At 59.4% G+C, this 23,854-nt stretch carries 16 protein-coding genes and 1 pseudogene; 13 read left to right on the top strand and 4 right to left on the bottom strand.

Annotation, left to right across the window (positions count from 1 at the left end):
- The first annotated feature begins 332 nt into the window (after positions 1-332).
- From E1J61_RS28420 to fdhA, 5 genes are all read left to right on the top strand, one after another.
- Positions 333-1,370, top strand: coding sequence for a glycine betaine ABC transporter substrate-binding protein (locus E1J61_RS28420; RefSeq protein ID WP_133097255.1), 1,038 nt, complete (start codon positions 333-335; stop codon positions 1,368-1,370).
- A 92-nt stretch (positions 1,371-1,462) separates the two neighbouring features.
- Complete coding sequence (locus E1J61_RS28425) at positions 1,463-2,587, top strand: porin (RefSeq protein ID WP_133097256.1); 1,125 nt, start codon at positions 1,463-1,465, stop codon at positions 2,585-2,587.
- A gap of 123 nt (positions 2,588-2,710) precedes the next feature.
- Positions 2,711-3,634 (top strand): IclR family transcriptional regulator, encoded by a 924-nt coding sequence (locus tag E1J61_RS28430; RefSeq protein WP_165971564.1) that lies wholly within the window; start codon positions 2,711-2,713, stop codon positions 3,632-3,634.
- A 32-nt stretch (positions 3,635-3,666) separates the two neighbouring features.
- Positions 3,667-4,623 carry a PDR/VanB family oxidoreductase gene (locus E1J61_RS28435; protein WP_133097258.1) on the top strand — a complete coding sequence of 319 codons (957 nt, stop codon included), beginning with the start codon at positions 3,667-3,669 and terminating at the stop codon, positions 4,621-4,623.
- Between the two features lie 132 nt (positions 4,624-4,755).
- Positions 4,756-5,958 carry a formaldehyde dehydrogenase, glutathione-independent gene (gene fdhA / locus E1J61_RS28440; protein ID WP_133097259.1) on the top strand — a complete coding sequence of 401 codons (1,203 nt, stop codon included), beginning with the start codon at positions 4,756-4,758 and terminating at the stop codon, positions 5,956-5,958.
- 142 nt (positions 5,959-6,100) lie between these two features.
- Here fdhA and E1J61_RS28445 read toward each other — a convergent pair whose 3' ends face one another.
- Together E1J61_RS28445 and E1J61_RS28450 are read right to left on the bottom strand one after the other, a co-directional pair.
- Complete coding sequence (locus tag E1J61_RS28445; RefSeq protein ID WP_133097260.1) at positions 6,101-9,517, bottom strand: adenylate/guanylate cyclase domain-containing protein; 3,417 nt, start codon at positions 9,515-9,517, stop codon at positions 6,101-6,103.
- Between the two features lie 390 nt (positions 9,518-9,907).
- Positions 9,908-10,465, bottom strand: a pseudogene (locus E1J61_RS28450) (tyrosine-type recombinase/integrase); the annotation flags it as partial.
- Between the two features lie 544 nt (positions 10,466-11,009).
- On the opposite strand from E1J61_RS28450, the gene E1J61_RS28460 reads away from it, so the two are divergent.
- From E1J61_RS28460 to E1J61_RS28470, 3 genes are all read left to right on the top strand, one after another.
- Complete coding sequence (locus tag E1J61_RS28460; RefSeq protein WP_133097261.1) at positions 11,010-11,939, top strand: LysR family transcriptional regulator; 930 nt, start codon at positions 11,010-11,012, stop codon at positions 11,937-11,939.
- Positions 11,940-12,299: 360 nt separating this feature from the next.
- A complete protein-coding gene (locus tag E1J61_RS28465; protein WP_133097262.1) occupies positions 12,300-13,982 on the top strand; it encodes a thiamine pyrophosphate-dependent enzyme in 1,683 nt (560 codons plus the stop codon).
- Positions 13,979-15,397, top strand: a complete 1,419-nt coding sequence (locus E1J61_RS28470; RefSeq protein WP_133097263.1) for an aldehyde dehydrogenase family protein — start codon at positions 13,979-13,981, stop codon at positions 15,395-15,397. Before E1J61_RS28465 ends, E1J61_RS28470 begins: the two co-directional genes overlap by 4 nt.
- A gap of 156 nt (positions 15,398-15,553) precedes the next feature.
- Here the strand turns inward: E1J61_RS28470 and hisC are convergent, their stop codons facing one another.
- Positions 15,554-16,651, bottom strand: coding sequence for a histidinol-phosphate transaminase (hisC, locus tag E1J61_RS28475; protein WP_133097264.1), 1,098 nt, complete (start codon positions 16,649-16,651; stop codon positions 15,554-15,556).
- A 541-nt stretch (positions 16,652-17,192) separates the two neighbouring features.
- On the opposite strand from hisC, the gene E1J61_RS28480 reads away from it, so the two are divergent.
- A complete protein-coding gene (locus E1J61_RS28480) occupies positions 17,193-18,491 on the top strand; it encodes an MFS transporter (RefSeq protein WP_133097265.1) in 1,299 nt (432 codons plus the stop codon).
- 265 nt (positions 18,492-18,756) lie between these two features.
- Here E1J61_RS28480 and E1J61_RS28485 read toward each other — a convergent pair whose 3' ends face one another.
- Positions 18,757-19,701: a LysR family transcriptional regulator gene (locus tag E1J61_RS28485; RefSeq protein WP_133097266.1), complete on the bottom strand. Its 945-nt coding sequence runs from the start codon at positions 19,699-19,701 to the stop codon at positions 18,757-18,759.
- Positions 19,702-20,064: 363 nt separating this feature from the next.
- Here E1J61_RS28485 and E1J61_RS28490 point away from each other — a divergent pair, with 363 nt between their 5' ends.
- From E1J61_RS28490 to E1J61_RS28505, 4 genes are all read left to right on the top strand, one after another.
- Positions 20,065-21,711 carry an FAD-dependent oxidoreductase gene (locus E1J61_RS28490; protein WP_133097267.1) on the top strand — a complete coding sequence of 549 codons (1,647 nt, stop codon included), beginning with the start codon at positions 20,065-20,067 and terminating at the stop codon, positions 21,709-21,711.
- A 114-nt stretch (positions 21,712-21,825) separates the two neighbouring features.
- Positions 21,826-22,776, top strand: coding sequence for a tripartite tricarboxylate transporter substrate binding protein (locus tag E1J61_RS28495; protein WP_133097282.1), 951 nt, complete (start codon positions 21,826-21,828; stop codon positions 22,774-22,776).
- Between the two features lie 47 nt (positions 22,777-22,823).
- Positions 22,824-23,498, top strand: a complete 675-nt coding sequence (locus E1J61_RS28500; RefSeq protein ID WP_133097268.1) for a fumarylacetoacetate hydrolase family protein — start codon at positions 22,824-22,826, stop codon at positions 23,496-23,498.
- Positions 23,495-23,854, top strand: a 360-nt coding sequence (locus tag E1J61_RS28505) for a fumarylacetoacetate hydrolase family protein (RefSeq protein WP_207951269.1), incomplete at its 3' end; no start/stop codon positions are given. The genes E1J61_RS28500 and E1J61_RS28505, both read left to right, overlap by 4 nt.

Consider the following 23,854-nt stretch of genomic DNA (forward strand, 5'->3'; position numbering starts at 1 on the left):
CGGGTATAACGCCTCCGTTCTGCCCGCTTTATCAAGCACACAGACACCCAGTTTGGTGCTTTCTCCGCACAGTGACCTTGAAAAGGTCCTCCGCCTGCTGGCTGCTTCTGACCTATTGGTGCGACGCACCATAGGATTGATTGAGTCAAACGTGCGCACACACATAAACATATGACTTACCAACGTAGCCCGTTGGCCAATGCCTCGCACGCGGATCTGATCTCACACGGCCATGCCGCTGCCAGAGCAAGTCATGCGCAACAAAAGAATGCGCAGCAGCCTGATTAAATCGCCCCACCCAGCGGGGTACGAGATATCACCTGGAGGAAACAATGGAAGGCAAAGTAAAAAAAGCCGCAAAGATCGCTGTCGCTGCCACTTCACTACTTTTTGCACATGCTGCATTGGCAAGCGATTCCAGCTGGTGCGAGAGTGGTCGTCCGATAAAGTTTGCAGAGATTGGATGGGATAGTGGCAAGTTTTTTACGGAACTGATGCGTGAGATCATCGAGAAAGGCTATGGCTGTAAGACGGAAGCGGTGGTGGGGTCTAGCCCGATTACACAGGCGGCATTGCTGAACAATGACTTGCAAGTATTCGTGGAATACTGGCAAGGTCGCACGGAGTCTTTTGAGCGTGCCGCCGAACGTGGGAGCATCCAGCTGGTCGGCTCACTCGTCAAGGGAGGTGGACGCGAAGGCTGGTTTGTGCCTGAGTATGTTATTCATGGCGATCCGGTGCGCGGGATCAAGCCCATTGCCCCAAACCTCAAGTCGGTCTCTGACCTTGCTCGATATGCGGAAGTGTTCCGCGACGACGAGGATCCCACCAAGGGACGATTCTACAATTGCCCGACGGGGTGGGCGTGTGAAAAGGATAACAACCAGCGCCTGAAAGCCTACAAGCTGACGGCGTCCTACAACAACTTCCGACCAGGAACAGGAGCGGCCTTCGACGCTGCAATTGCATCGGCGTTCCAGCGCGGTAAGCCTATTCTCTTCACATACTGGGGGCCGTCGAACATTCTGGGAAAATATAAATCGGTTCAACTGCAAGAGCCAGAATTCAATAGTGCATGCTGGAAGACGATCCATGAGAACCCCTCGTCGAATCCTTGCGGGTCTGCCTCCCCGGCGACAAACCTGACAACTGCGCTTTCCAGAGACTTTGCGAAAGGTTCGCCCGCGATTGTGGGACTCATGCAAAACGTGAGCGTTCCCATGGAAGACATCAATCGCGTCATTGCTGAGATGGCGGACAAGAAGATTCCTCCTCGCGCAGCAGCGCGCACCTACATCAATGAGAACAAGAAGACCGTCGAGCAATGGCTCTCGCCGGAGGCCAAAAAGGCGTTGTACGGGGCCCGTTGACTCACAAAAAAGGCATGCAGCTACTGGTTGCTGATGCACCGGATTCACTCACTCGATGGCTAGATAGCCGACGCTGAGCGCCACGCACGGCGATGATCAAGCTGAATGCATTCGATCGCATTTTGCTAATTAATATTATTCAAAGGCAGGGAGGAGGAGTTGTGCGTTGCAGGAAATATTTGCTTGCAGGCTTGTCGCTATTGACGGGGACAGCATTTGCCCAATCGTCCGTGACACTATATGGCTTGCTCGATTCGGGTCTGACATACACCAATAATGTTGTTGGCCAAAACGGAGCGGAAGGTTCTCAAGTAGCGCTCATGGCGGGTGTGGCACAAGGCAGCCGTTGGGGGATGCGCGGCTACGAAGATGTCGGCGGCGGCAACAAGATTCTTTTCCAGCTGGAGAGTGGCTTCCAGTTGGACACCGGTGTGCTGGGTGCCGGCGGCCGCCTCTTCGGATATGGCTCGTACGTTGGAGCGCAGGGCCCCTGGGGCACGCTGACGATGGGGCGGCAATATGATTTCATAGGCTGGTACTTCCCCGCCTATGCGGTTGCTTCCAATACGCCGGCGGGTCTGCTTGCGTGGAGCCTTCCTTCGTACAGCGCCGGGGGGTATACGCTGGACAACCGCGTCTGGGGCGATTGGGTGGATAACTCGGTCAAGTACGTCTCTCCGAATTTCGGCGGCTTCGATTTCGGTGCAATGTACGGCTTCGGCGAAGTGGCCGGCTCACTCGGAAAAAGCGCAACCACCAGCGTTATCGCCAACTACAACAATGGCCCGTTTGGTGCTTCCGTCTCCTACTACACGCAGAAAAATGCCGTAGATAACAGTACGAAGCGGATTGTCATCGGTGGTGCGGCGTACAGCTTCAAGGCGGTACGGCTATTTGGCCTGGTCTCAGACGTCCGCATTTCAAGCGGCGAAAAGCCCAGAGCAACAACCTATGAGCTGGGTGCGGTATATACCCTGATGCAGCCGCTCTCAATTGGCCTTGGTTACCAGTACCAGGCCCGCAACAACGACGTCGGCAATGCCCAGCAACTCACGCTCAGCGTCGACTACCAGCTTTCCAAGCGGACGGATGTGTATCTGGTAGGCGCTTACGGACGTGATCGTGGCTTCGGCCCGCAGGTGGTGGCTGCAATTGGCGGGCCGTCGTCTGGATCCAGCCAGACCGCGGTGCGGTTTGGGATGAGGCACCGCTTCTGACGATCTGCAGGATCGGTAAGGCGAAATGAATACTTTCGATTCGCCTTACCTCATTCTTTTTCAGATTTTTGGACACCGTTGCCGCGATCTATGACAAGAGATAGCAGGCGTAAGCAGATGCTTATGACGAGAATCGTGACCAGGGACATTGCGGCTCCCGCAGCCAATGAACTCGCTATCCCGAAGCGACGGGCGGAGGGGAGCAGTATCGGTATCGGTGCGGCGGATGGCTTCGGCGCGGAGGTTCCGGTCAGGAGCCTGGAAAGAGGCCTTCGCCTGCTCATGGAGATGATGGCGCATCGCGCGCCAATGACGGCACCGCTGCTATGTGAAAGGTTGAAGTTGCCGCGGATATCAGTGTTCCGGTTGCTGGCGACACTGGAAGCTACCGGCTGTGTAGAGCGTGTCGGCACCAGCCATGCGTACCGTGTTGGCTTGGGGGTGCTTCGGCTTGGTTTCGATCAGCTTGCATCCAGGGACCTGACGGAACTGAGCAATCCCCTGTTGAGGCGGCTTAGTGAAGAAACCGGTTATCCGAGCCACCTTGCGGTCCGCGACGGACGGTTGGCGATCTGTGTTGCAAAGGCGGATCCTGACAGACTGCTCCTGGGAAACACGGCGATTGGCACGAGCTTACCGGCGTATCGCACCGTTCTGGGCCGAGCGCTTCTAGCGGAACTGACGCTGCAACAGTTGCATTCGCTCTACTCGGACGCGGAACTACAGGGGCAGTCCGCTCAAGCGATACGTACGGTCGACGAACTCTTCGAGATGGTTCGGCAAGAAGCAGAGCGAGGGTATTCAACACATGAAGCCGGTGTGGAGGGAAACGTTGCAGCGGTTTCTGCGCCGGTCCGGAGTCTAACAGGCGGAATGGTCGCTTCACTGGGCATCATTGTCAGATCCTCAAGTCTCAATACAAGAGAGATGGAGCAACTCGCTGCGAAAGTACGAAAGACGGCTGAAGAGCTAGCTTGGATATTGGAGAAGGATGCAGCATCCATTTCAGGTACCAACGAGCGTCGGGTCAATCCGCAAACGCATTGAAGAAAGCGGTGTTGCAAGAAGGAAGTAGAGAGATGAATCAAGTCAGCCTATTGACGATGAGGGTGCAGGCAATCCGTCATCAAGCGCAAGGGGTCGTTAGCCTTGAGCTGAGGGATGTTTGTGGAGGCGTCTTGCCCGAGTTCGCTCCAGGTGCACATATAGACCTGCATTTGGGAAATGGACTGACTCGCAGTTACTCGCTGTGCGGTGCGCCGGAGAACCGTGATCGCTATACGGTAGGGGTACTGCTCGACCGGAACAGTCGGGGCGGGTCCCGCTTTGTCCATGAACAACTGCGCGTTGGGCAGACTCTGCAGGTTTCGCCACCGCGCAACCATTTTCAGCTGGATCACGAAGCTGCGGAGTCGGTGTTGGTAGCGGGCGGAATCGGTGTGACTCCGATCATTTGCATGGCAAGACGGCTCGCTGAACTTGGCCGTACGTTCACGCTGTTGTATTGCGCGCGGTCGCTCGCCGAAGCCGCTTTTATGGAAGAGTTGGCAGTCTATGGACACTCCGTGCGCTTTCACTTCGACGACGAACAAGGTGGTCCGCCAGAACTCGGGACTCTGCTGGCCGGGAAGGACCCCGGTACGCATTTCTACTGCTGTGGCCCCGGTCCAATGCTGAACGCATTCGAAGGCGCATGCCAGGATCTTGGCTATTCGAACGTACATATCGAGCGATTTGCGGCCGATGCCAGTACCGTAGCTGCGCAAGAGGGCGAGTACAGCGTCTCCCTGGAACGTTCTGGCGAGACGGTGCTTGTCCCCGCGGGAAAGTCGCTGCTGGACGCGCTGTTGGAAGCCGGAGTGCAGATTGATTACTCGTGCAGGGAAGGAGTGTGCGGGTCTTGCGAGACGGCGGTAATAGATGGATGTCCTGATCATCGCGACAGTGTGCTGAGCCAGCGAGAGCGCGACGCCAACAAGACGATGATGGTTTGCGTCTCCGGGTGCAAAGGTAAGCACCTGGTCCTGGATCTTTAACGGTTCCGGACCCACGGCGCACAAGGAGAACTCGTGGAGGGGTGGGGTGTGCCGGAAGGACCAGTGGTCCACCCAGTGACCGCGAGATTTCAGAAAAGCCCCCGGTTTCTGGGGTAACGCGAGGAGAAGATTGTGTCGGATAATCGTGGTGTAGTGTATGTACGGCCAGGCGTCGTGGAAGTTCAAGGTATTCGTTTCCCCGAGCTGGTCGAACCCAATGGAAAGAAGGCCAATCACGGCGTCATCCTGCGTGTGGTCTCTACTAATATCTGTGGATCTGACCAGCATATGGTTCGTGGTAGAACGACGGCTCCTGAGGGGCTTGTTCTTGGGCACGAGATTACGGGTGAGGTCATTGAGGCGGGATCCGATGTAGTCACCCTCAAGAAGGGGGATTTGGTGTCTGTGCCGTTCAACGTGGCGTGCGGCCGATGCCCGATGTGCAAATCAATGAACACCGGTGTTTGCCTGACCGTCAATCTCGCACGTCCGGGCGGTGCTTATGGGTATGTGGACATGGGCGGTTGGATCGGGGGCCAAGCTGAGTACGTCATGGTGCCGTATGCCGATTTCAATTTGTTGAAATTTCCGGACTACGACCAGGCAATGGAGAAGATTCGTGACCTGACCTGTCTCTCGGATATTCTGCCGACCGGCTATCATGGTGCCGTTACCGCAGGGGTGAAGCCGGGCACGACCGTCTATGTCGCCGGCGCTGGCCCGGTTGGGTTGGCTGCAGCAGCGTCCGCTCGGTTGTTGGGGGCGGCGGTCACAATCATCGGAGACGTCAACAAGGCTCGGCTTGAGCACGCTCGTAAGGTCGGTTTTGAGACGGTGGATCTCTCGTTGGACGTTACGCTCGCTGAGCAAATCGCTGCAATCGTGGGCGAACCGGAGGTAGATTGCGCTATCGACTGCGTCGGTTTTGAGGCGCGCGGCCACGGGCATGGTGGCTCCCAGCAGGAGGCTCCGGCTACGGTTCTTAATTCACTCATGGAAGTCACGCGTGTGGCCGGACAGATCGGTATTCCCGGACTGTACGTGACAGACGATCCTGGTGCAGTCGACGCCGCGGCCCGGCGCGGTAGTCTATCTCTGCGCCTGGGGCAGGGCTGGGCAAAGTCGCACAGCTTCTTTACCGGACAGACGCCCGTCATGAAGTACAACAGGAACCTGATGCAAGCGATTCTTTGGGACAGAATCGATATCGCCGATATCGTGAACGTGCAGGTTATTTCGCTGGACGAAGCGCCGCAAGGCTACACGCAATTCGATGCAGGTGTAGCCAAGAAGTTTGTCATTGATCCTCACGGAATGTTGAAGACTGCCGCCTGACAACGGTGAGTCGCGCCATGCCCACTCTGGTCGGGCATGGCCCTTCGCGAGGCGGCCATCTTGGGAACCGACGCATCAACTGACGCCAGCCATGCATCGGAATTCAAGGGGCAAAAACAGTGACCGGCGGCGGAAACCTCCGTTATAGCTCGCAATCTGTGAGAAGAGCCATGGCTTCCTGCAGGTCCACTGTGTCAAAGCCTTCGGTGAACCAGCAAATTCTCTTGGCCAGCATATGGCGCCCCTTTGGGTTGCCGCCCGCCCTCTGCCAAAGCCGGCATAAAGCAACCGCCGCTCGCAGCTCCAGCGAGCGAGCTCCTTGGCGGTGTGCGATCGCCATTGCACGAAGGAAGCTGGCTTCAGCTTCCCGCCGACAGTCCTCCTTATGACTGTCGTGACCCCTCGCAAGAATTGTCAGTTCACCCTTGAGTCTGTGCAGTTCGGCTTCGTACACACGTTCCTCGGTCTGATCCGCCAGCGCTAAAGCCTCGTCCAGGGCGGCAAGCCCTCGGTCGGCTTGGTCTGCTTTCGCGCAAGCTTCGGCCAGCAGCGCAAGGAAGTGGGTTCGCCAAAGCTCTGCTCCGGTGGCGCGGTAGGCGCCTAATCCTCGCTGGATCATGTCCACCCCTTCTGTTGCGCGCCCGGAATGAGCTAGCGCCCAACCTGAGAGGATGTTCCCGCAAGCCAGGCCAAACGGCAATCCGTATTGGGTTGAGAGCGCCAGGAGCGCCTGGGCCAGATCATTCACTGGCTGGGCTTCGCGGCGAAACAGACGAACCTCTGCAGCGAAGACAAGAGCATCGGCCGAATCTGAAGGGTGAGATGGGGTCTGCGCTAATGCAAGCGACTCAAGGCTGCGTGCGAGGGCCTGGTCGGGATAGCCGAGCAGCCACAAATCCATGGCGATGAGCGCCAGGCCCTGCACCCCGGGTTCCAGTCCGTAGAAGAAGGCATGCGAGCGATGCTTACTAGGATTGTAAAGCGCAATAGCTTGCTCTAGCTCGGTGCGAGCGGGCGTCAATTCGCCGAGGCAGAATAGGCTGGCCGCTAATGCGCGCCGAGCTTGTATGAGTAACGCAGGATCCTGCGCCTCTTCGGCTAGAGCAACCAATTGCTCTGCGAACTCGCGCGCGATCCTCAGTTCCGCACGAACTATGTGGAATGTGCGCAGCCCGAGTATTGCAGGGAAGAGCTGGTTTGTTTCTCCGAGTTGGTGACAAAGCTCCAATGCGCGGGCGTACGTCGCCCCGACTTCGGGGGCAGCGAACCCCTTTGTAGCCATCATGGGCGGGCCGAGGGAAACTTGAAGCGCGAGTTCGTGGCCAGTGCGTTCTGGAGTATCGGGAAGCGTTGACAGCAAGGCCAAAGCCATGGTGAGGTGCGTGACCGCTTCTGCATCGGCAGAACGTTGCACTGCTTGGCGACCGGCGCAGTGCAAGTATTCAACTGCCTTGGAGGCGTTGCCGCTGCGGCTGAAATGATGCGCGAGCTCACTGTAGTGTTCCTCTAGCTGAGTGCCGAAGAGACCTTCAATCGCTTGCGCAGCGCACTCATGTAGAGCACGACGGCGATCGCTCAGCAAGGAGTTATATGTCACTTCTTGGGTTAGCGCATGTTTAAAACTGTACTCCACTTCGGGAAACGCTGGCTGCTCGAAAACGAAGTCTCCATCTTGGAGTCGCGCCAGTCGTCTTCTCAGTTTGTCTTCGGTCACGTCGACTACCCGCGCCAGGAGGCTCCATGGGATGACCTTGCCAATCACCGCCATGGTTTGCAGCAGCGCCTTATCGGCTGGCTGTAGACGGTCGATACGGCCAGCAAGTACGCCTTGCACAGTGGTCGGAACGCGCAATTGGCTCGGCAGGCTTCGCACACGATAATGCCCTCGCTCACCTTGTAGCGCCTGTTCCTCGACCAGCGTCTGTACCACCTCCTCAATGAAAAAGGGATTGCCCTGCGTCTGCTCCAGAATCAGATGCTCAAGGGGCGCGAGCTCTGCTGGGTCGCCCAGCAGGCCTCGTAGCAGATCCTGAGCTTCGGCTTCGCGCAAAGGATCGAGCCGCAACTCGGTGTAATAGCTCTTCGCATACCAATGGTGCTGATAACCGGGCCGGAAGTTCACCATAAGTAGGATACGCTTGCCGGCTAGGCTTTCGGCGAAAAAGTCAAGGAAGGCCTCGGTCTCGCTGTCAAGCCATTGCAGGTCCTCAACGACCAGCTCCAGCGGCTGAATCTCACTCTCCCGCACCAGCAGCCGTGTGAGTGCCTCGAATGTATGCTGCTGGCGTATCTGGGCATCCACCTGCGCCAGCATCGAATCAGGCTCGGCGGCACCAAGCAAGTGAAGCAGATAAGGCACATGGCTATCCAACGTGTGGTCAAGAAATAGGACCTTGCGGGTGAGCTTCTCCCGCCGTCGCTGCTCGTCATCCTGAGTCGTAATCTGGCAGTAGTTCCGTAGCAACTCGATCAGCGGCAGATACGGATAGGCCTTGCCGTGCGACACCGAGAAGGTTTCCAGGACTAGGCAATCGCGCGGCGCGAGCAGCTTGAACTCGTGACAGAGCCGCGACTTGCCGACCCCTGGTTCGCCGACCACGCCGACGATCTGACCGTGCCCGGCCTGCGCCCGCGCCCGCGCTTCGTGCAACTGCTCGAGCTCACGGGCACGGCCAACAAAGCGCGCCAACCCGCGGCTGGCCGACACCTGCAGCCGGGTGCGCAGCGGGCCGAGACCGAGGACCTCGAAGACCGCGAGCGGCTCGGGCAGCCCTTTGATCGGCGTCGCGCCGAGCGGCTTGAACGCGAAATAGCCTTCGGTCAGGTTGTAGGTGTGTGCGCTCGCGACGATCGAGCCGGGCATGGCGATGCTCTCCATGCGCGAGGCAATGTGGATGGAATTTCCAATGGGGTCATAGTCGGTGTGCAAATCACTGATGCGGATCGTGCGCACCACCACTTCGCCGGTATTGATGCCAACGCGGATCGGTAGTGCGATTCCCTGGGCGACACGCACCTTGTCGGCGTACTGGCGCATGGCATCCTGCATGCGCAGCGCCGCCAGCAAGGCCCGCTGCGGATGGTCTTCATTTGCGATTGGCGCGCCGAACAGCGCCAGGATGCCATCGCCCATGGACTTGGCCACATAGCCTTCATAGTGATGCACGGCCTCCATCATCAGCGCGAGCACCGGGTCAATTAGGCGGCGCGCGTCTTCGGGGTCAAGGTCGTGAATCAGCGCGGTCGAGCCGGCCATGTCGGCGAACAGCGCGGTAACTGTCTTGCGCTCGCCGTCCGCCGCGCCGCGGGCTTCCATGTCTGCCTGCGCCGCCCGGATGCGCTCGGCCAGATAGGGAGGGGTGTAGTCAATGGGGGCGCTGGGCGCAAGTCCCGCAATAGGGGGCGTCGCGCCCAACGGCGCGCCGCATTCGCTGCAGAACTTGGCGCTCGCGCTCACCTCTTGCCCGCAGGCCGGGCAGGCGCGCACAAGCTTGGCGCCACATTCCTCGCAGAACTTGGCGCCTGCCGGATTCTCGAACCCGCAGCTTGCGCAGCGCATAGGGCTTGTCCCCACTTTCCGGGGCCAGCAAGACTCAACGATTAAATCTTATCAGGGCGGGTAGGGCCGGTCGAACAAGCCGCTGAGCGCTTGCGCGCCGTGGCGGCGCGAGCCGAATCTTGTTGCGCTTGCTGATCACCTCCAGCCACTTCTCGCGTCGCGCCGACAGACGAACGCGCCTATTGGCGTGCCGGTGACTTCTGATGCCCGCGCCCGCCCAGGTGCAGCTCGAGCGCGAGCCGCATAGCGTGCTTGGCAAACAACATAGAACGAGGATGCACTATATGCCACAGCCAGGCTCACAAAGTGAAATTAACCGCCAGGCGCGTTTCCAAACGCAAAACGGCTGCTTTCAACCATGGGGGTTCTCATAGTTTCACTATCGTGAAACTATCCGCAGGCCTCACTTTTTTCTGCCCAACCGATCCGGTGCCGCTCCTGCGTGGCTTCATGCCGCGCATCCTCCTCGCTATGCAGGTAGCCGCTCGTCGTCGAGATCGACGCATGCCCGAAGTTATCCCTGACGTAGCGCAGGTCGACCTGCCGGTCGGTCATGTGCGAGCCAGCAGTGTGGCGCAGCCAGTGCGCCGAGGCGCTGGTCAGCACCGCGGCTTGCGGCTCCCATTCCGGCCCCCGGGCCCGCAGGCGCGCCGCGGCCATGCCGAATACGTCTTTCAGAATCAGGTGCAGCGCTCCGCGCGACAGCGGCTTCTCGCCGCTTCCAATCACCGGCAGGACCAAGCGTCGCGTCTCCCCGAACTGCGGGGCAGGCGGCAACGCGTGGGCGCGGCGGTAGCGCGCCAGTTCGGCAATCAGCTCGTCCGTGGCCGGCACCAGGCGGGTCTTGCTGCCTTTGCCGGTTTCCAGCCACCAGCACTCGATGCCCTGGTCTTCGCGCCGGCAGAAGAACGCGCCCATCGTGGTCGCGGTCACCTCCGATGCCGGCAACTATCCTTACTACTCTTCACGACACGGTCGCGGCGATGCCAGCGGAGACGGCGCGGGAACGGCTGCACGTGGCCGCCTGCCGCTGGGTGCTGACGGTGCTGTATCGAACCTCGGCTGGCACAACTCGGTGCCACTTCGAGCAGATAATTCTGCCCATTTTGGGCATCGCGATTGCTGATTGGAATCACCGCGGTTCGGTCTCCGCAGTCGGCCCGAAAGTCAACGCAGCACTTGAGGGAGCATCTTAGCCCAGACTCTTGTAGCCCTGACGGCCTACACGAGACGTGTTTAGCATATTGGAGCGCGGAAACGCGTACGACGGTCCTTTTAGCCGGTATAGCAACTGCGCAATAGCGGAAAAATCGCTCCCAGATGGTGGTCCTCCTATCCAGCACGGGGATGTACGGGTGCAAGTTGGTGGGGGGCTCAGATGATTCCCCAATAGCATCACCCCATGTGCCCGGCTAACATTCGCATCTCAACGCCACCGCCCGCAGCCGGGAGCGGAGTGCCCCGTAGTTCAAATTTCAAATTGCCTGTGTCAATGTCAATCCAGCAGTTGCGAGCGCTTATGGCTGTCGTGAATCACGGCGGCTTTCGCGCGGCGGCTCGAGCCCTCAACGTGTCTCAAGGGGGACTCACAAAGAGCATCGCTGCTTTAGAGGAGGAGTACGGTATTGACCTGATCGATCGCAGTGCTAAGGGCGTGCTGTTGACCGCGCGGGGGGAATCCTTCCTTGAGTTCGCCAAAGCGATCCTGGAGGAGACGGACAGAGCCGACCGGTGGCTGAAGACAAACGCCAATGACGCGTCGCCCACGGTCTCCCTGGGCATCTCTATTGAACCGTCAATTCGACTGGTTCCGGCGGTGCTGCAGGACTTTCGTCGCATCATGCCGGACGTAGCTGTTCGATTGACACAGGGCATTTCCCACGATCTCCTTAGCGCCCTTCGCGAAAGCAAGATTGAGCTTGCCGTGGTGCGATTGCCTCGGAATTTTGACGCAGGGGACCTCAAGGTGGAACGGCTATACCAGTCTGAACCGGTGATTGTCGGCCGAGCAGGCCATCCCGGGGCCCGGGCGACATCGCTTCGGGACCTTGTTAAATTCGACTGGGTGGTGGCAGGGGATACGTCCCAACAGGGTGCAATGAGCGACGACAGTATCTGGGAACTGTTCGACCGCGAAGCCTTGGGCCGTCCGCGATTTGCAGCAATTAGCAATTCGCTGTTCAGCATCGTATCGATGTTGATGGAGTCGGATGCATTGGCGCGGGTACCCCGTGCGCTACTTGAACATCCGTTGGTAGCCAAGAACCTTATTGCGATTCCCGTTGAAGAGCCGCCGGTACCTTACTGGATCGCAATCGTCTATAAGACAACGCGACGGCTATCGCCTGGAGGACAGACTCTCGTGGCGATGATCTCATCGTTTGCACGGATCTCACGCGCGATCGTGGGCGAAGCGAGCTAGGCTTCCCTTTTTCTAAGCACATTTACGACGCGTCCCGCCTATAGTGAGGCGCCGACGCCTCTGCCACGCCGCCTCGCGCCCGCAAAGTCTTTCCTTTGCGGAACACGCCGTCCATTCCTGATTGCTTCCTGGAATCGCGAGCGCGGGAACGCTATCGCGCCCGGCTGGGCTATTCACGCAAAATTCCCAAAGCCCCTGATCCGGTAGGGCGAACGCAGGCGCACAACCAGCGAACTGTGGTCACCCTGCCAGGTGCGCTATTCCGGCTGCCAATCGAGGCGGTCAGACAGAACATGGTCCGTATCACGCCGTCGCAGGACGTGGATGCAAGAGCGGGCGAACACCTTGGAGAACTGCTAGATGAAAACCACGATAACGGGCGGCGAGATTCTTGTTGATAGCCTGGTACGAAATGACGTAAAGGACCTGTTCTTTATTCCGGGAATTCAACTTGACTGGGCCGTGGAAGCGCTTCGAAAGCGGCCCGGCGAAATCAATCTCTTCGTACCGCGCCACGAACAATCTACGACCTACATGGCGGATGGCTACTATCGGGCCACTGGCAAAACGGGGACCGCCATGGTCGTACCCGGCCCGGGCGCGCTGAACGCCGGTGCGGGGCTCGCCACGGCGTACGCGTCGAACTCCGGTATGGTTTTCATCACCCCTCAGATTCACTCGGGTGGCGTGGGCAAGGCCTATGGCCTCTTGCACGAGATCAAGGATCAGAGCGGCTATATCAAGGGCCTGACCAAATGGCACACGCTCGTTGGTGCGCCGACCGCGATCTCTGGCGCAGTCAGCGAGGCCTATTCCCGTGCCGGCAATGGCCGTCCGCGGCCGGTGGGGATCGAGATTCCCCACGATTACCTGCAGACCACTGTGGACGTTGCTGCAGTTGGATCGACGGTAACGGTAGAAAAGGAGGGCTGCGACCCGATAGAAGAGCGCGTGCTCGGTGAGGCCGCGGCGCTGATCAACTCGGCAAGGCTGCCGGTTCTCTACATCGGTGGTGGCGTGATCGCCAGCAATGCCGGCGACAGCGTGCGTCGTATCGCTGAACGTATTGGCGCACCGATCGTCATGAGTGATAACGGGCGCGGAGCCGTCTCCGATCGCCATCCCCTCGCCATGAATTCGCTCGCAGGCAGGGCCGTATTCGAGCACGCGGATGTGGTTGTCGTCATCGGCAGCCGTTTCGCCGATGCCATGACGCCGACCGCTTCTTGGCCCGCTGGCGCGACGAAGTACGTTTACATCAACATTGATGCCGGGGATCTGACGCCTCCGCGCGCGCCCGATGTCGCCATCGTCGCCGACGCCGGTCATGCCTTGGCGTCCCTCGAGGATCGTCTGGAGAAGCGAGTCGCGCTGTCGAACGAACGTGCAGCCGAAGTCAAATCATGGGCCCAAGCACAGATCTCGATGATTCAGCCGCAGGCTGCTTACATCGAAGCCATGCGCAATGCGCTTCCTGAGGACGGCATCTTTGTGAATGAGCTGACCCAGGTCGGATATCTGTCACGCATCGCATTTCCCGTATATGAACCGCGGACGTACATCGGGCCGGGCTATCAAGGTACGCTCGGTTACGGATTCCCCGTGGCCTTGGGTGCCGCGGTCGGTGGCGGCGGGCGTCGGGTCTTGTCGATCACTGGCGACGGTGGATTCGGCTGGAACCTGCAGGAACTGGCGACGGCGAAGCGCTACAACCTCCCCGTCACGCTCGTCGTATTCAATGACGGGCACTATGGCAACGTTCGAGCCATCCAGAACCGCGTCTTCGGCGCGGAGATCGCGGTGGATCTTTGCAATCCGGATTTCCAGTTGCTGGCAAAGGCATTCGGCGTGCCGTCCGTGCAGGTCGATACCCCGGAAGCTCTCGGGGCGGCCATTCGCGATTCGTTGTCTGGTGGTCCGGTGCTCATCGAAGTGAAGATCGGTGTTGTGCCGAGCCCGTGGCATCTGCTGCGCTTGCAGCCGATGGCGGGCATGAAGGGACCGGAAGCCCCTGAAAATCCGCTTGACCGTGCAACGCAATGAAATACGAACACTACTATGCCGAGGGCGCCTTCCATAAGGCGACTGGTCAGGATTGGTTGCCCGTCTTCAGCCCCACCACCGGTGAAGAGATCGCGTCAGTCCGATCGTCCTCCGTCGCGGATCTCGATTTTGCCGTGAAGTGTGCGGTGGCCGGCTTCGCGCGGTGGAGCCTGTCCACGCTGGATGAACGTCGGGCGGTCCTGCGTCGGTTGCACTCCGCCTTGGCGTCGCGCACTGGCGCGATTGCTCGCCTGCTGGCCCAGGAGATGGGTTGCCCAGTCTGGCTGGGGGAGTTGATGCAGGTTCCGATGGCCTTGCGGGGCCTGGAGCTTGCCATCGATGCCCTCGATCAGATCGTCTGGTCGGAGTCCGTCGGTAACGGAGTGGTCGAGAAGGTGCCGGTCGGCGTGGTGGCTGCGATCACGCCGTGGAACTTCCCGCTTCACCAGATCGTTGCCAAGGTGGCTGCAGCCATCGCTGCGGGTTGCACGGTCGTGCTCAAGCCCAGCGAACTGGCTCCCGGTGCGGCGCAGGCTTTCGTGGAGACTTGCCACGAGGCGGATCTGCCGGCGGGCGTGGTCAATTCGGTATGGGGCGATGCGGCAATCGGGCAGGCCCTGGTTACTCACCCCGAGATTGACCAGGTAAGCTTCACCGGTAGCACCGGAGTCGGTCGTGCCATCATGGCTGACGCCAGCAAGCATTTGAAGCGGGTGACGCTCGAACTCGGCGGCAAGTCAGCCGCCGTAATCCTGGACGATGCCGATCTGGACGTGGCATTGCCGGTCGTGATGCGCATGGCAATCGCCAACTCGGGCCAAGCGTGTGTGAGTCAGTCCAGGTTGATCGTTCCCGCGCAGCAGCTCAGAGATGTCGAGAATCGCTTGAAGGGGCTGATTCAAGCCTGGCCGCTCGGCGATCCACTCGACGCTGCTACCCGACTTGGGCCGCTGGCGAATGCGCGACAGTTCGAACGTGTCAGCGCGATGGTCGCTACGGCGAAGACGCAAGGGGCACGTGATGTGTCGCCAGAACCGGGCGCGCGCGACTTACCAGCAAAGGGCTACTTTCACCCCGTCACGCTACTGTCGGACGTGCGGCCCGAGATGGAAATTGCCCAAGAGGAAGCGTTCGGCCCGGTACTCGCCATCATGCCCTATGACACTGAGGACGAGGCGCTCGCGATTGCCAACTCCACGAAGTACGGTCTGTCCGGAGCGGTGTGGTCAGCCAGCAAGGAGCGCGCCACTGCTTTCGCACGGCGACTCAAGACAGGCCAGGTGATCATTAATGGCGCGCCGCAGAACCTCGCTACGCCCTTCGGTGGTCGCGGCGAATCTGGAATTGGACGTGAGAACGGCCGATACGGCGTGGAGGAATGTCTAACTTACCGGTCCCTACACGGCGCCGTGTAATTTGGCGAGCGGGGGCGGCTGAAGTTTAGCCGCCCTTCTTGCTGGGTTGCCCCCCAACACGCTCGCTGCGCCATGGAAGGCATTTTCAGGCGTGACAAGTCGAAGAAAAAAGGGAGATCGAGGGATCTCCCTTTTCTCACCGAAGCCGCGCGAGTACTACCGTGCGGTCTGGAGCTCCGCGCGAATGGCTGCAACGACTTGCTGGTTTTCGTTCATTGTGCCGACGGAAATTCGGATCCATTGATCGAGGCCATACGACTTTAGCGGGCGAACAATGACGCCGCGCTTGGTCAACCGCTTGCTAAGGCCGATCCCGTCGCCCACCTTGGCCAGCACAAAGTTGGCATACGATGGTACATACTGCACGCCTAGTTCATCAAAGGCGCGATACAGATAGGTAAGGCCCTCGGCATTGCACGCTACCGTTCTTGCCAGGAAGTCCGTGTCGTGAAGCGCAGCAGCCGCGCAAATTTGTGCCGCACGTGTGACAGAGAAGGGCGCGCGTACGCGACGCAGCATATCCGCGATACCAGGCTGAGCGATACCGTAACCGACGCGCAGGCCGGCCAGGCCGTAAGCCTTCGAGAACGTTCGTGTCACCAGCAGATTCGGGTAGCGTCGGACCAGTTCGAGTGAGTTGGATTTCTCCGCGTCCGGCAAATATTCGAAGTAGGCCTCGTCCAGCAAAACGACAACCTGTGCAGGTACGCGCTGCAAGAACGACTCAATCTCGTCGTTCTTCAGGTACGTGCCGGTCGGATTGCCCGGATTGGCAATGTAGACGAGGGAGGTCTGCTCGTTGATGCCGTCGAGCAGGCCATCGAGATCGACTTTGAAGTCGGGCGAGGGGACAACCACAGCGGTTGCGCCCACACGCTGTGCTGCGCCCGCAAATGCCTGGAACGAGTACTGCGAATAGACGGTGTCGCGCCCGTGGGATAGGAGGGCAACCGCGGCCATGCTCAAAACCGCTTCCGAACCGCTTCCGACTACGACCCAGCCGGCCGGCAGGCCGTGGAAGCTTGCGATGGCCTGTGTCAGTTCCAGGGAATCATTGTCGGGATAGAGCGCGAGCTCTGGGGCAGCGCTGGCTAGCGCCCTCTGGGCGAGCACGCTTGGTCCCAGCGGATTCTCGTTCGACGCGACCTTGACGATTGCGGACGGGGCCACGCCGAGTTCGTTGGCCAAGGTGGTAATGGCAAGCCCAGGCACGTATGGCTGAAGCTTCTGGATGTGATCAGGAAAGTCAAACATGTCGATATAACAGTGCGGATAATCTGTGGCTGGTTGGCGTCTACCGCTACGCCCACCGTCGCCCTGCGTGATGCGACGCTCAAAAATTACATCGCGTTATCCGATCCTGAACCATTACGCGCCATCCCGCTATGGCGGATAGGGCATCGTGATTACGTTTCGTAATCGAGCGTCCAAGGTCATGACAGGAAATCGCACGTTCATTTATTAATCGTTGTGGTGAATCCGATGCGCTCAATTTGGGCGTCGGCACCATGATGAGGAACGGAATCAGTGGAAACCCTAAGGTCATGTCCGGGCGGCAGGAACCGTTGCCTAGCAAGACATGTAGGGTGATTCCGATGGGTGATCATGATTGCGGCGTTTTGCTGGAAATGCTGCTTCCGAAGAAACAAACTTGGCCTGCGACCTTTGCGGTTAAACATGAAGCCGTGGCGTAGCTCATTGACTAAGCCGCTGCAAGATTCGATTATAAATTACCGAAATTTTTGGCTACGGTTTAATGGGCAAAGCATTGTAATTTCGAAACGGAAATAAAGTAATGGAAGTACGGCATAATAAACTGAAGCCCTGGAAGCTCATTCTCGCAGCTACCATCGGCAACGCCTTGGAATGGTACGATTTCATCGTATATGGGTTCCTGGCAGCGACCCTTAGTCGTCTGTTCTTTCCAAGTGGTGACCCCAAGGTCGCGTTGCTCCTGGCCACGTTGAGTATTGGCATCGGATTTGTCGCCCGTCCCCTGGGCGCCATCGCCATTGGGATCTACGCCGACAAGGTCGGAAGAAAGCCTGCGATGACACTGGTCATCCTGCTGATGTTTGTGTCGACCGCAATGATCGCGTTCGCGCCGACCTATCTGCAGATTGGACTGTGGGCGACGATCCTCGTTTCGGCCGCCCGGCTTTTGCAAGGGTTCTCCGCAGGCGGCGAGTTCGGGAGTGCCACGTCGTATCTGATTGAATTCGCACCCGCTGGCAAGAAAGGATTCTATGGAAGCTGGCAGATGTTCGCCCAGGCGTCGGGCGCACTGCTGTCGACCATCGTTGGCACGGTCCTTTTCAAGTATTTCACGCAGGCGGAAATCGAAAGTTGGGCATGGCGGATTCCGTTCTTCCTGGGATTGCTCATTGGTCCCGTGGGGCTGTACATCCGGCGTCATCTCGATGAACCGATGGAATTTAAGTCGGCGCCGGCCGCATCGATCCGCATGGCCGATCTCGTGAAGTCCTATACACCGCAATTGATTGCCGGTACGGCGGTCAGCGCAGCCGTCAACGTGATGTCATATGTCATCGTTACGTACCTGCCGCTCTATGCAAAGCAGACACTGGGCATCTCGGAGGGAGACGCGTTCTTCGTCCTGTTCGTTGCGGTGCTGCTTCGCATGGCGCTGATCCCAATCTTCGGCCTGCTGAGCGACAATATGGGGCGCCGCAAGATGCTGGCCGTGTCCATGGTAGTGTTTGCCGTGACGATCTACCCTGCTTACAACCACGTGATCGTCCATCCCAGCTTCGCTTCGCTGCTGGTGGTGGAATGCTGGTTCGCCATTCTGATTGCAGCCGCCTATGCCCCTTCCCCGACGTATATGTCCGATCTTTTCCCGGTGCGCGTCCGCGCCAGCGGTCTGTCGATTACGTATAACTTGGCGGCTACGGTGTTCGGCGGCTTCTCCATCTTCTTTGTCACTTACATTCAACAGATGACAGGAAGCCAACTGGCTCCGGCACACTACGCTGTGGTGTTCTTCGTGCTTGCAATCATCGCTTTAATGTTTGTCGGCACGGAAACTCGATCGGAAAAGCTTAAAGGACTTGCCCACAGTCACGTGAAGTAACTGTTCATTTCTCCAGCGCGGAGCTTCTCGGTCGTCGAGCAGCTCCGCGCGCGAGTCAGCTCTCCGGGCAAATTCAGTTGCTCCAATTGCTCAGTCGGCCGGCAGCACCTTTTCATCGGTGCACGCGCCGTCTCTTCGAGCTCCGAACAGATGCGCTCGAGCATTTCGATCAGCAGGATTGGCGCCAATGCTGCGGTTGCGTCGAAAAGAACGAGCGTGCGTAGGTGCCGTCAACGTCAGGATTCACGGCGTTGTGCGCCACGGATCATGGCGCCGCGAATTCCAGTTCGAGGAGATCGGCAAATGCCTGCGCGGAAGGGGATAGGGAGCGGCCTTCCTTGAAGACGACCGAAATCGTGCGCTGAACGGTCGGACGAATGAGCCTGCGGGCAACAAGGTTGCTGTAGTGCGTGTGCGCGAGGATTGAGTGAGGAATGACAGCAACACCCAGCCCGTTCGCAGCCATCGCGATCGCAGTTGTGAGCAGCGAGACCTCGAACGCCACCTGCAACTGCACGTCCGCCTGATGCACGGCTCGATCAATGCTGCGCCTGACGCCGTAGCCTGGACGAACAAGGATGGCGGGAAAGGAGGCCAACTGCTTCCAGGTCAGCGGCTTGTCTTCGTCGAACGCCTCGCCCGTGGCAACGGCGCACAGATAGTCGTCAAGGAACCGATGTTCGGCCAGGCCGGTAATGTCGCTTTCCAGTGTGCCCACTCCGAGATCGACGCGTTCCGAAAGAACGCGTTCAGCGAATTCGGATGGGGCGCAATCGTCCACATTTACCTGGACGGAAGGGTGAAGATCGAGGAAGCGTCGAATGACTTTCGGCAGGATGGTCTGCGCGACCGTCGACGTGGCGGCAATGCGGATGCGACCTTTGCGTGTCTCAGCCAGGTCGAGCATGCTGGTACTCATCGCGTCGAGTTCACCGAGCGCACGCTCGGCAAATGCAATGGCCTCTGTGGCCGCTTCGGTCCGTCTCAAGGCCCTTGTCGTTCTGTCAAACAACCGAACCGAAAGCTTCTCCTCCAGTTCCTTGATCAGCACGGTCACAGCGGGCTGCGTCAACGCCAGGGCCTCCGCTGCAGCAGAGAGGCTGCCAGTGTAGTAGACGGCGACGAACGCGCGAAGTTGACGAATCGAGGGAAGACTTTTGAGGGACATGGTCTTCTTTTCGACCACTGGTGAACTGACGTTCTTGAGCATGCGCTTCACCTGGGAGCGTAGGTGGAGGATTCGGCTGTGCCGAATCGCGATTCGAACTATAAAGGATTTTTATAAATGCCGAAAGAAATTCAATTTCTCACGGCTCACACCTGCCCGTAGCCTGCTTGGGCTGACCGCCTGGAGGCAGTCGTTGCGCCTACCCAGAGCAAGGCTGATATGCACTGTAAGTGACATTTTACGAGATTGGCTTGGTCGCACGCAAAGATCGAAGTCGGTCTGAGAAGTGACGGGGGGATCCATAGGATTTCCTTAGAAGTCGATAAGAAGAGTTCGTTTGTTTGCGCAGGGACACCTCCCTAGACTGGCTGCATCGGACAACGATTAAAGAGGGTGTTCTCCCAAATGAGACAAGACAAACACAGTGTCATCGTAGTTGGTGCAGGTCCCGTCGGACTGACGGTAGCAATGGATCTCGCCTCGCGAGGCGTATCCGTTCTGGTGCTTGAGCGTCGCCCGCGGGGTGAGGCACCCAGCGTGAAGTGCAATCACGTGTCGGCGCGATCGATGGAGATCTTCCGTCGACTCGGCGTGGCCAAGGCAGTCCGCGCCGCGGGTCTGCCGGACGAGTACCCGCACGATGTTGTGTACCGCACGAGTGCAACGGGGATCGAGCTTACCCGTATTCCGATCCCTGGTCGTGCAGGGCGCCTGCGTGGTGATCCTGGCCCTGACACGGATTGGCCGACGATGGAGCCGCCGCATCGGATCAACCAGATCTACCTCGAGCCGATTCTGTTCGAGCATGCGGCTTCGATGGAAAACGTGACCATTGTCAATCGCGTCGAAGTCGCTGAAGTGTCGCAGGACGATGGTGGCGTCACGGTGCAGGCTCGTGATCTGGATTCAGGCGAAACGACACAATATTCGGCGGACTATCTTGTCGGCTGCGACGGTGGGCGCTCCATGATCCGTACGGCAATCGGCGCAAAGTTGGTGGGCGATGACGTGATTCAGCGCGTTCAGTCCTCGTACATTCGTGCGCCTAAGCTGCTGAGCATGTTCAAGTACCAGCCGGCGTGGGCGACCTTTTCGCTCAGCCCGATTCGCAGCGGCAACGTCTATGCCATCGATGGCAAGGAACTCTGGCTGGTTCACAACTACCTGAGGGATGAAGAGCCCGACTTCGAGTCCGTGGACCGCGACCTGAGCATTCGCCAGATCCTGGGCGTCGACAGCACCTTCGAATACGAACTGATCAACAAGGAAGACTGGTTTGGCCGCCGTCTGGTGGCAGATAAATTCCGAGATCGCCGGATCTTCATTTGCGGCGACGCTGCACACCTCTGGGTGCCCTACGCAGGGTATGGCATGAACGCCGGTATTGCCGACGCCGCCAACCTGGCGTGGGTACTAGCAGCACGGGTGAGGGGCTGGGGCGACGACAAGATCCTCGATGCCTATGTGGCGGAGCGCCATCCGATCACCTCGCAGGTCTCGTACTTCGTCATGGACCATGCGCACGCCATGGCGACCGAGCGCCGGATTGTTCCTCAGCGCATCGAAGAGCCGGGCGAGGAAGGTGACGCCATTCGCAGGGAAGTGGGCGAGCGCGCGTACAACCTGAACGTACAACAGTACTGCTGCGCAGGCCTGAACTTTGGCTACTTCTACGATAAGTCGCCGCTGATCAGTTACGACGGCGAGCAGCAGCCGGGGTACAGCATGGGCGCATTTACGCCTTCTACAGTCCCTGGCTGTCGTACGCCGCACTTCGTGCTTGCCGATGGCCGCTCGCTGTATGACGTGATGGGGCAAGACTACGCTGTGCTCCGGTTCCGCCCCGATACCGATATCAGTGGCCTGTTGAATGCGGCGTCCAAGCAAGGCCTGCCCATCAAGGTGGTCGATCTGTTCGGCGAGAAGGTCCCCGACGCGTATCGCCACGCGCTGGTGATCTCGCGTCCGGACCAACATGTCGCGTGGCGCGGCGACACGATTCCGGCTGACCCCACCGGACTGGTTGAAACGCTGCGAGGTGCGCGCGCCTAAGCCTACGTGTCAAGGGTGGCTGTGCCGGATAGCACAGCCACTTGCAGTTGCAGCAAGAATGAGAAACGGAGACAAGTCAGTATGAAGCTCTTTACGCCCCGCGTCGCCCGCATCATGGGCGCGTTTGCAATGACCGCCACTTGTGCGACCGCTGCCACGGCACAAGATGACAAGCCTGTCACCTTAATTGTCCCGTACGCAGCCGGAGGCGCTACGGACATCCTCGCCCGCATCGTCGCCAAGAATATGTCCCAGGAACTGGGCCGGACCGTCATCGTTGACAACCGCCCTGGCGGAGGCACGATCATCGGCGCCCAGTTGGCCTCACGCGCAGCGCCTGACGGCACGACGCTGTTGATGGCGACCAGCACCACGCTGGCGATCAACGAGACGCTGTATAAATCGCTTCCTTACAAGCCGGCCGACTTCACACCGGTCGGGCTGGTCGCCGCCGTGCCGCTGGTGGTGGTGGTGAACCCGTCAGGAAACGTCAAGACGCTTGGTGAGCTTGTCGCGCTTGCGAAGGCCAAGCCAGGCAGCCTGACGTTCGGGTCAGCAGGCAATGGTAGTCCCCAACATCTCTCTGCGGAGATGTTCAAGGCCGCCACGAAGATCTCGTTGACCCATATCCCATACAAGGGCACGTCGTCAGCCATGAACGATGTACTGGGCGGCCAAGTGCCAATGATGTTCGCGGATCTGGCCCCCGTACTGCCACAGATTCGAGCCGGAAAGCTGCGCGCGCTTGCCGTGACCTCCGCGACGCGCCTGTCTAATCTGCCGGATGTTCCCACCGTGCGTGAGACTGGCATCCCGGGAACGGCCGACTTTGAAGCCGTGGCTTGGCAGAGCATCGTGGCGCCCCCCAAAACGCCGGCCGATATTGTCAAGACCTACAACGCCGCACTCGTCAAGGTCCTCAACGATCCGGCGGTCCGGAAGCAGTTTGTCGATCAGGGCGCAACGGTACGAACGAGTACGCCCGAACAACTCGCCGCTTACATCCGCACCGAAGGTCCTCGCTGGGCGAAAGTCGTGAAGGCTTCGGGTGCTACGGTCGACTGAGCTGCGACCACGCAACGTAGCAGCACCAACTCAATAAGGATAGAACGATGGGCGAAGCGCTCCCCCTGATTTTCGACGATCCGCCATACCGGCTGTCTGGCGTCGTCTACGGCACGCTCCTGAACTCTTGCGATGCGCTCGGGCGCATCGGCGACGCGGTCAATCAGCCGCCCTACAAGGTGGCTCCCCAAGCGCCGATTCTGTACATCAAATCTCGTAACACGCTTTCCGCCGACGGCGGCCAGATGGAGATGGCGGCCGACGCGCCGGCACTCCAGATCGGTGCCACGCTCGGATTGGTGATCGGCAAGACCGCGAGTCGAGTGTCGCAAGAGAAGGCGTTGTCATATCTGGCCGGTGTGACGCTGGTTGCCGACCTGAGCGTGCCGCACGACAGCTTCTATCGCCCCTCGGTGCGGTTCGTTGCGCAGGACAACTCATGCTTCGTCGGACCGCGCGTGGTGCCGCTTGCCGAAACTGGTTCGCTCGAGGAAGTTTCCATCCAGGTCACTATTGATGATGAGCCAGCGACGGTGGCATCGATGTCCAACATGGTCCGGCCGGCCGCACAACTTCTTGCTGCGGTCACCGACTTCATGACGCTCCAGCCCGGTGACATTCTGCTGCTCGGCGTCAGCGCCGACCTGCCCCGCATCGCGAAGGGTCAGCGCTTCAGTATCCATGCCGATGTCTTCGGCCGTTTGCAGGGAGCGATCGTATGAAAACCGCCCGTGTTGCATATGCCGGCGCAGTACACAGTGCCGTACCGTACGATGACGGTCTGAAGCTGGCCGATGGCCGCGTGGTGGCAGAGGACGCTGTGGTGTGGTTACCGCCTTTCGAGGTGGGCACCATCATCGCCCTGGGCCTGAACTATGCGGATCACGTCAGGGAGCTGTCGAAGGAACTGACCGTCACGGCCAAGGACGAGCCGCTGGTGTTCCTCAAGGGACCGGGCACGCTGATTGGCCACAACGCGCAGACGCGCCGGCCGAAGGACGCCACCTTCATGCACTACGAGTGCGAACTGGCGGTGGTGATCGGCAAGCCGGCCAAGGGCGTGAAGGCCGCAGACGCG

Source organism: Cupriavidus sp. L7L, from assembly GCF_004353535.1.
GTDB lineage: Bacteria > Pseudomonadota > Gammaproteobacteria > Burkholderiales > Burkholderiaceae > Cupriavidus > Cupriavidus oxalaticus_A.

Bases quoted from the DNA above. Each gene is read 5' to 3' on its own strand.
- E1J61_RS28460 (WP_133097261.1), top strand. From the start codon at position 11,010: ATGTCAATCCAGCAGTTGCGAGCGCTTATGGCTGTCGTGAATCACGGC.
- E1J61_RS28495 (WP_133097282.1), top strand. From the start codon at position 21,826: ATGGGCGCGTTTGCAATGACCGCCACTTGTGCGACCGCTGCCACGGCA.
- E1J61_RS28485 (WP_133097266.1), bottom strand. From the start codon at position 19,701: ATGCTCAAGAACGTCAGTTCACCAGTGGTCGAAAAGAAGACCATGTCC.
- E1J61_RS28445 (WP_133097260.1), bottom strand. From the start codon at position 9,517: ATGCGCTGCGCAAGCTGCGGGTTCGAGAATCCGGCAGGCGCCAAGTTC.
- E1J61_RS28500 (WP_133097268.1), top strand. From the start codon at position 22,824: ATGGGCGAAGCGCTCCCCCTGATTTTCGACGATCCGCCATACCGGCTG.
- E1J61_RS28465 (WP_133097262.1), top strand. From the start codon at position 12,300: ATGAAAACCACGATAACGGGCGGCGAGATTCTTGTTGATAGCCTGGTA.
- E1J61_RS28470 (WP_133097263.1), top strand. From the start codon at position 13,979: ATGAAATACGAACACTACTATGCCGAGGGCGCCTTCCATAAGGCGACT.
- E1J61_RS28490 (WP_133097267.1), top strand. From the start codon at position 20,065: ATGAGACAAGACAAACACAGTGTCATCGTAGTTGGTGCAGGTCCCGTC.
- E1J61_RS28420 (WP_133097255.1), top strand. From the start codon at position 333: ATGGAAGGCAAAGTAAAAAAAGCCGCAAAGATCGCTGTCGCTGCCACT.
- E1J61_RS28435 (WP_133097258.1), top strand. From the start codon at position 3,667: ATGAATCAAGTCAGCCTATTGACGATGAGGGTGCAGGCAATCCGTCAT.
- E1J61_RS28430 (WP_165971564.1), top strand. From the start codon at position 2,711: ATGACGAGAATCGTGACCAGGGACATTGCGGCTCCCGCAGCCAATGAA.
- E1J61_RS28425 (WP_133097256.1), top strand. From the start codon at position 1,463: ATGATCAAGCTGAATGCATTCGATCGCATTTTGCTAATTAATATTATT.
- hisC (WP_133097264.1), bottom strand. From the start codon at position 16,651: ATGTTTGACTTTCCTGATCACATCCAGAAGCTTCAGCCATACGTGCCT.
- E1J61_RS28480 (WP_133097265.1), top strand. From the start codon at position 17,193: ATGGAAGTACGGCATAATAAACTGAAGCCCTGGAAGCTCATTCTCGCA.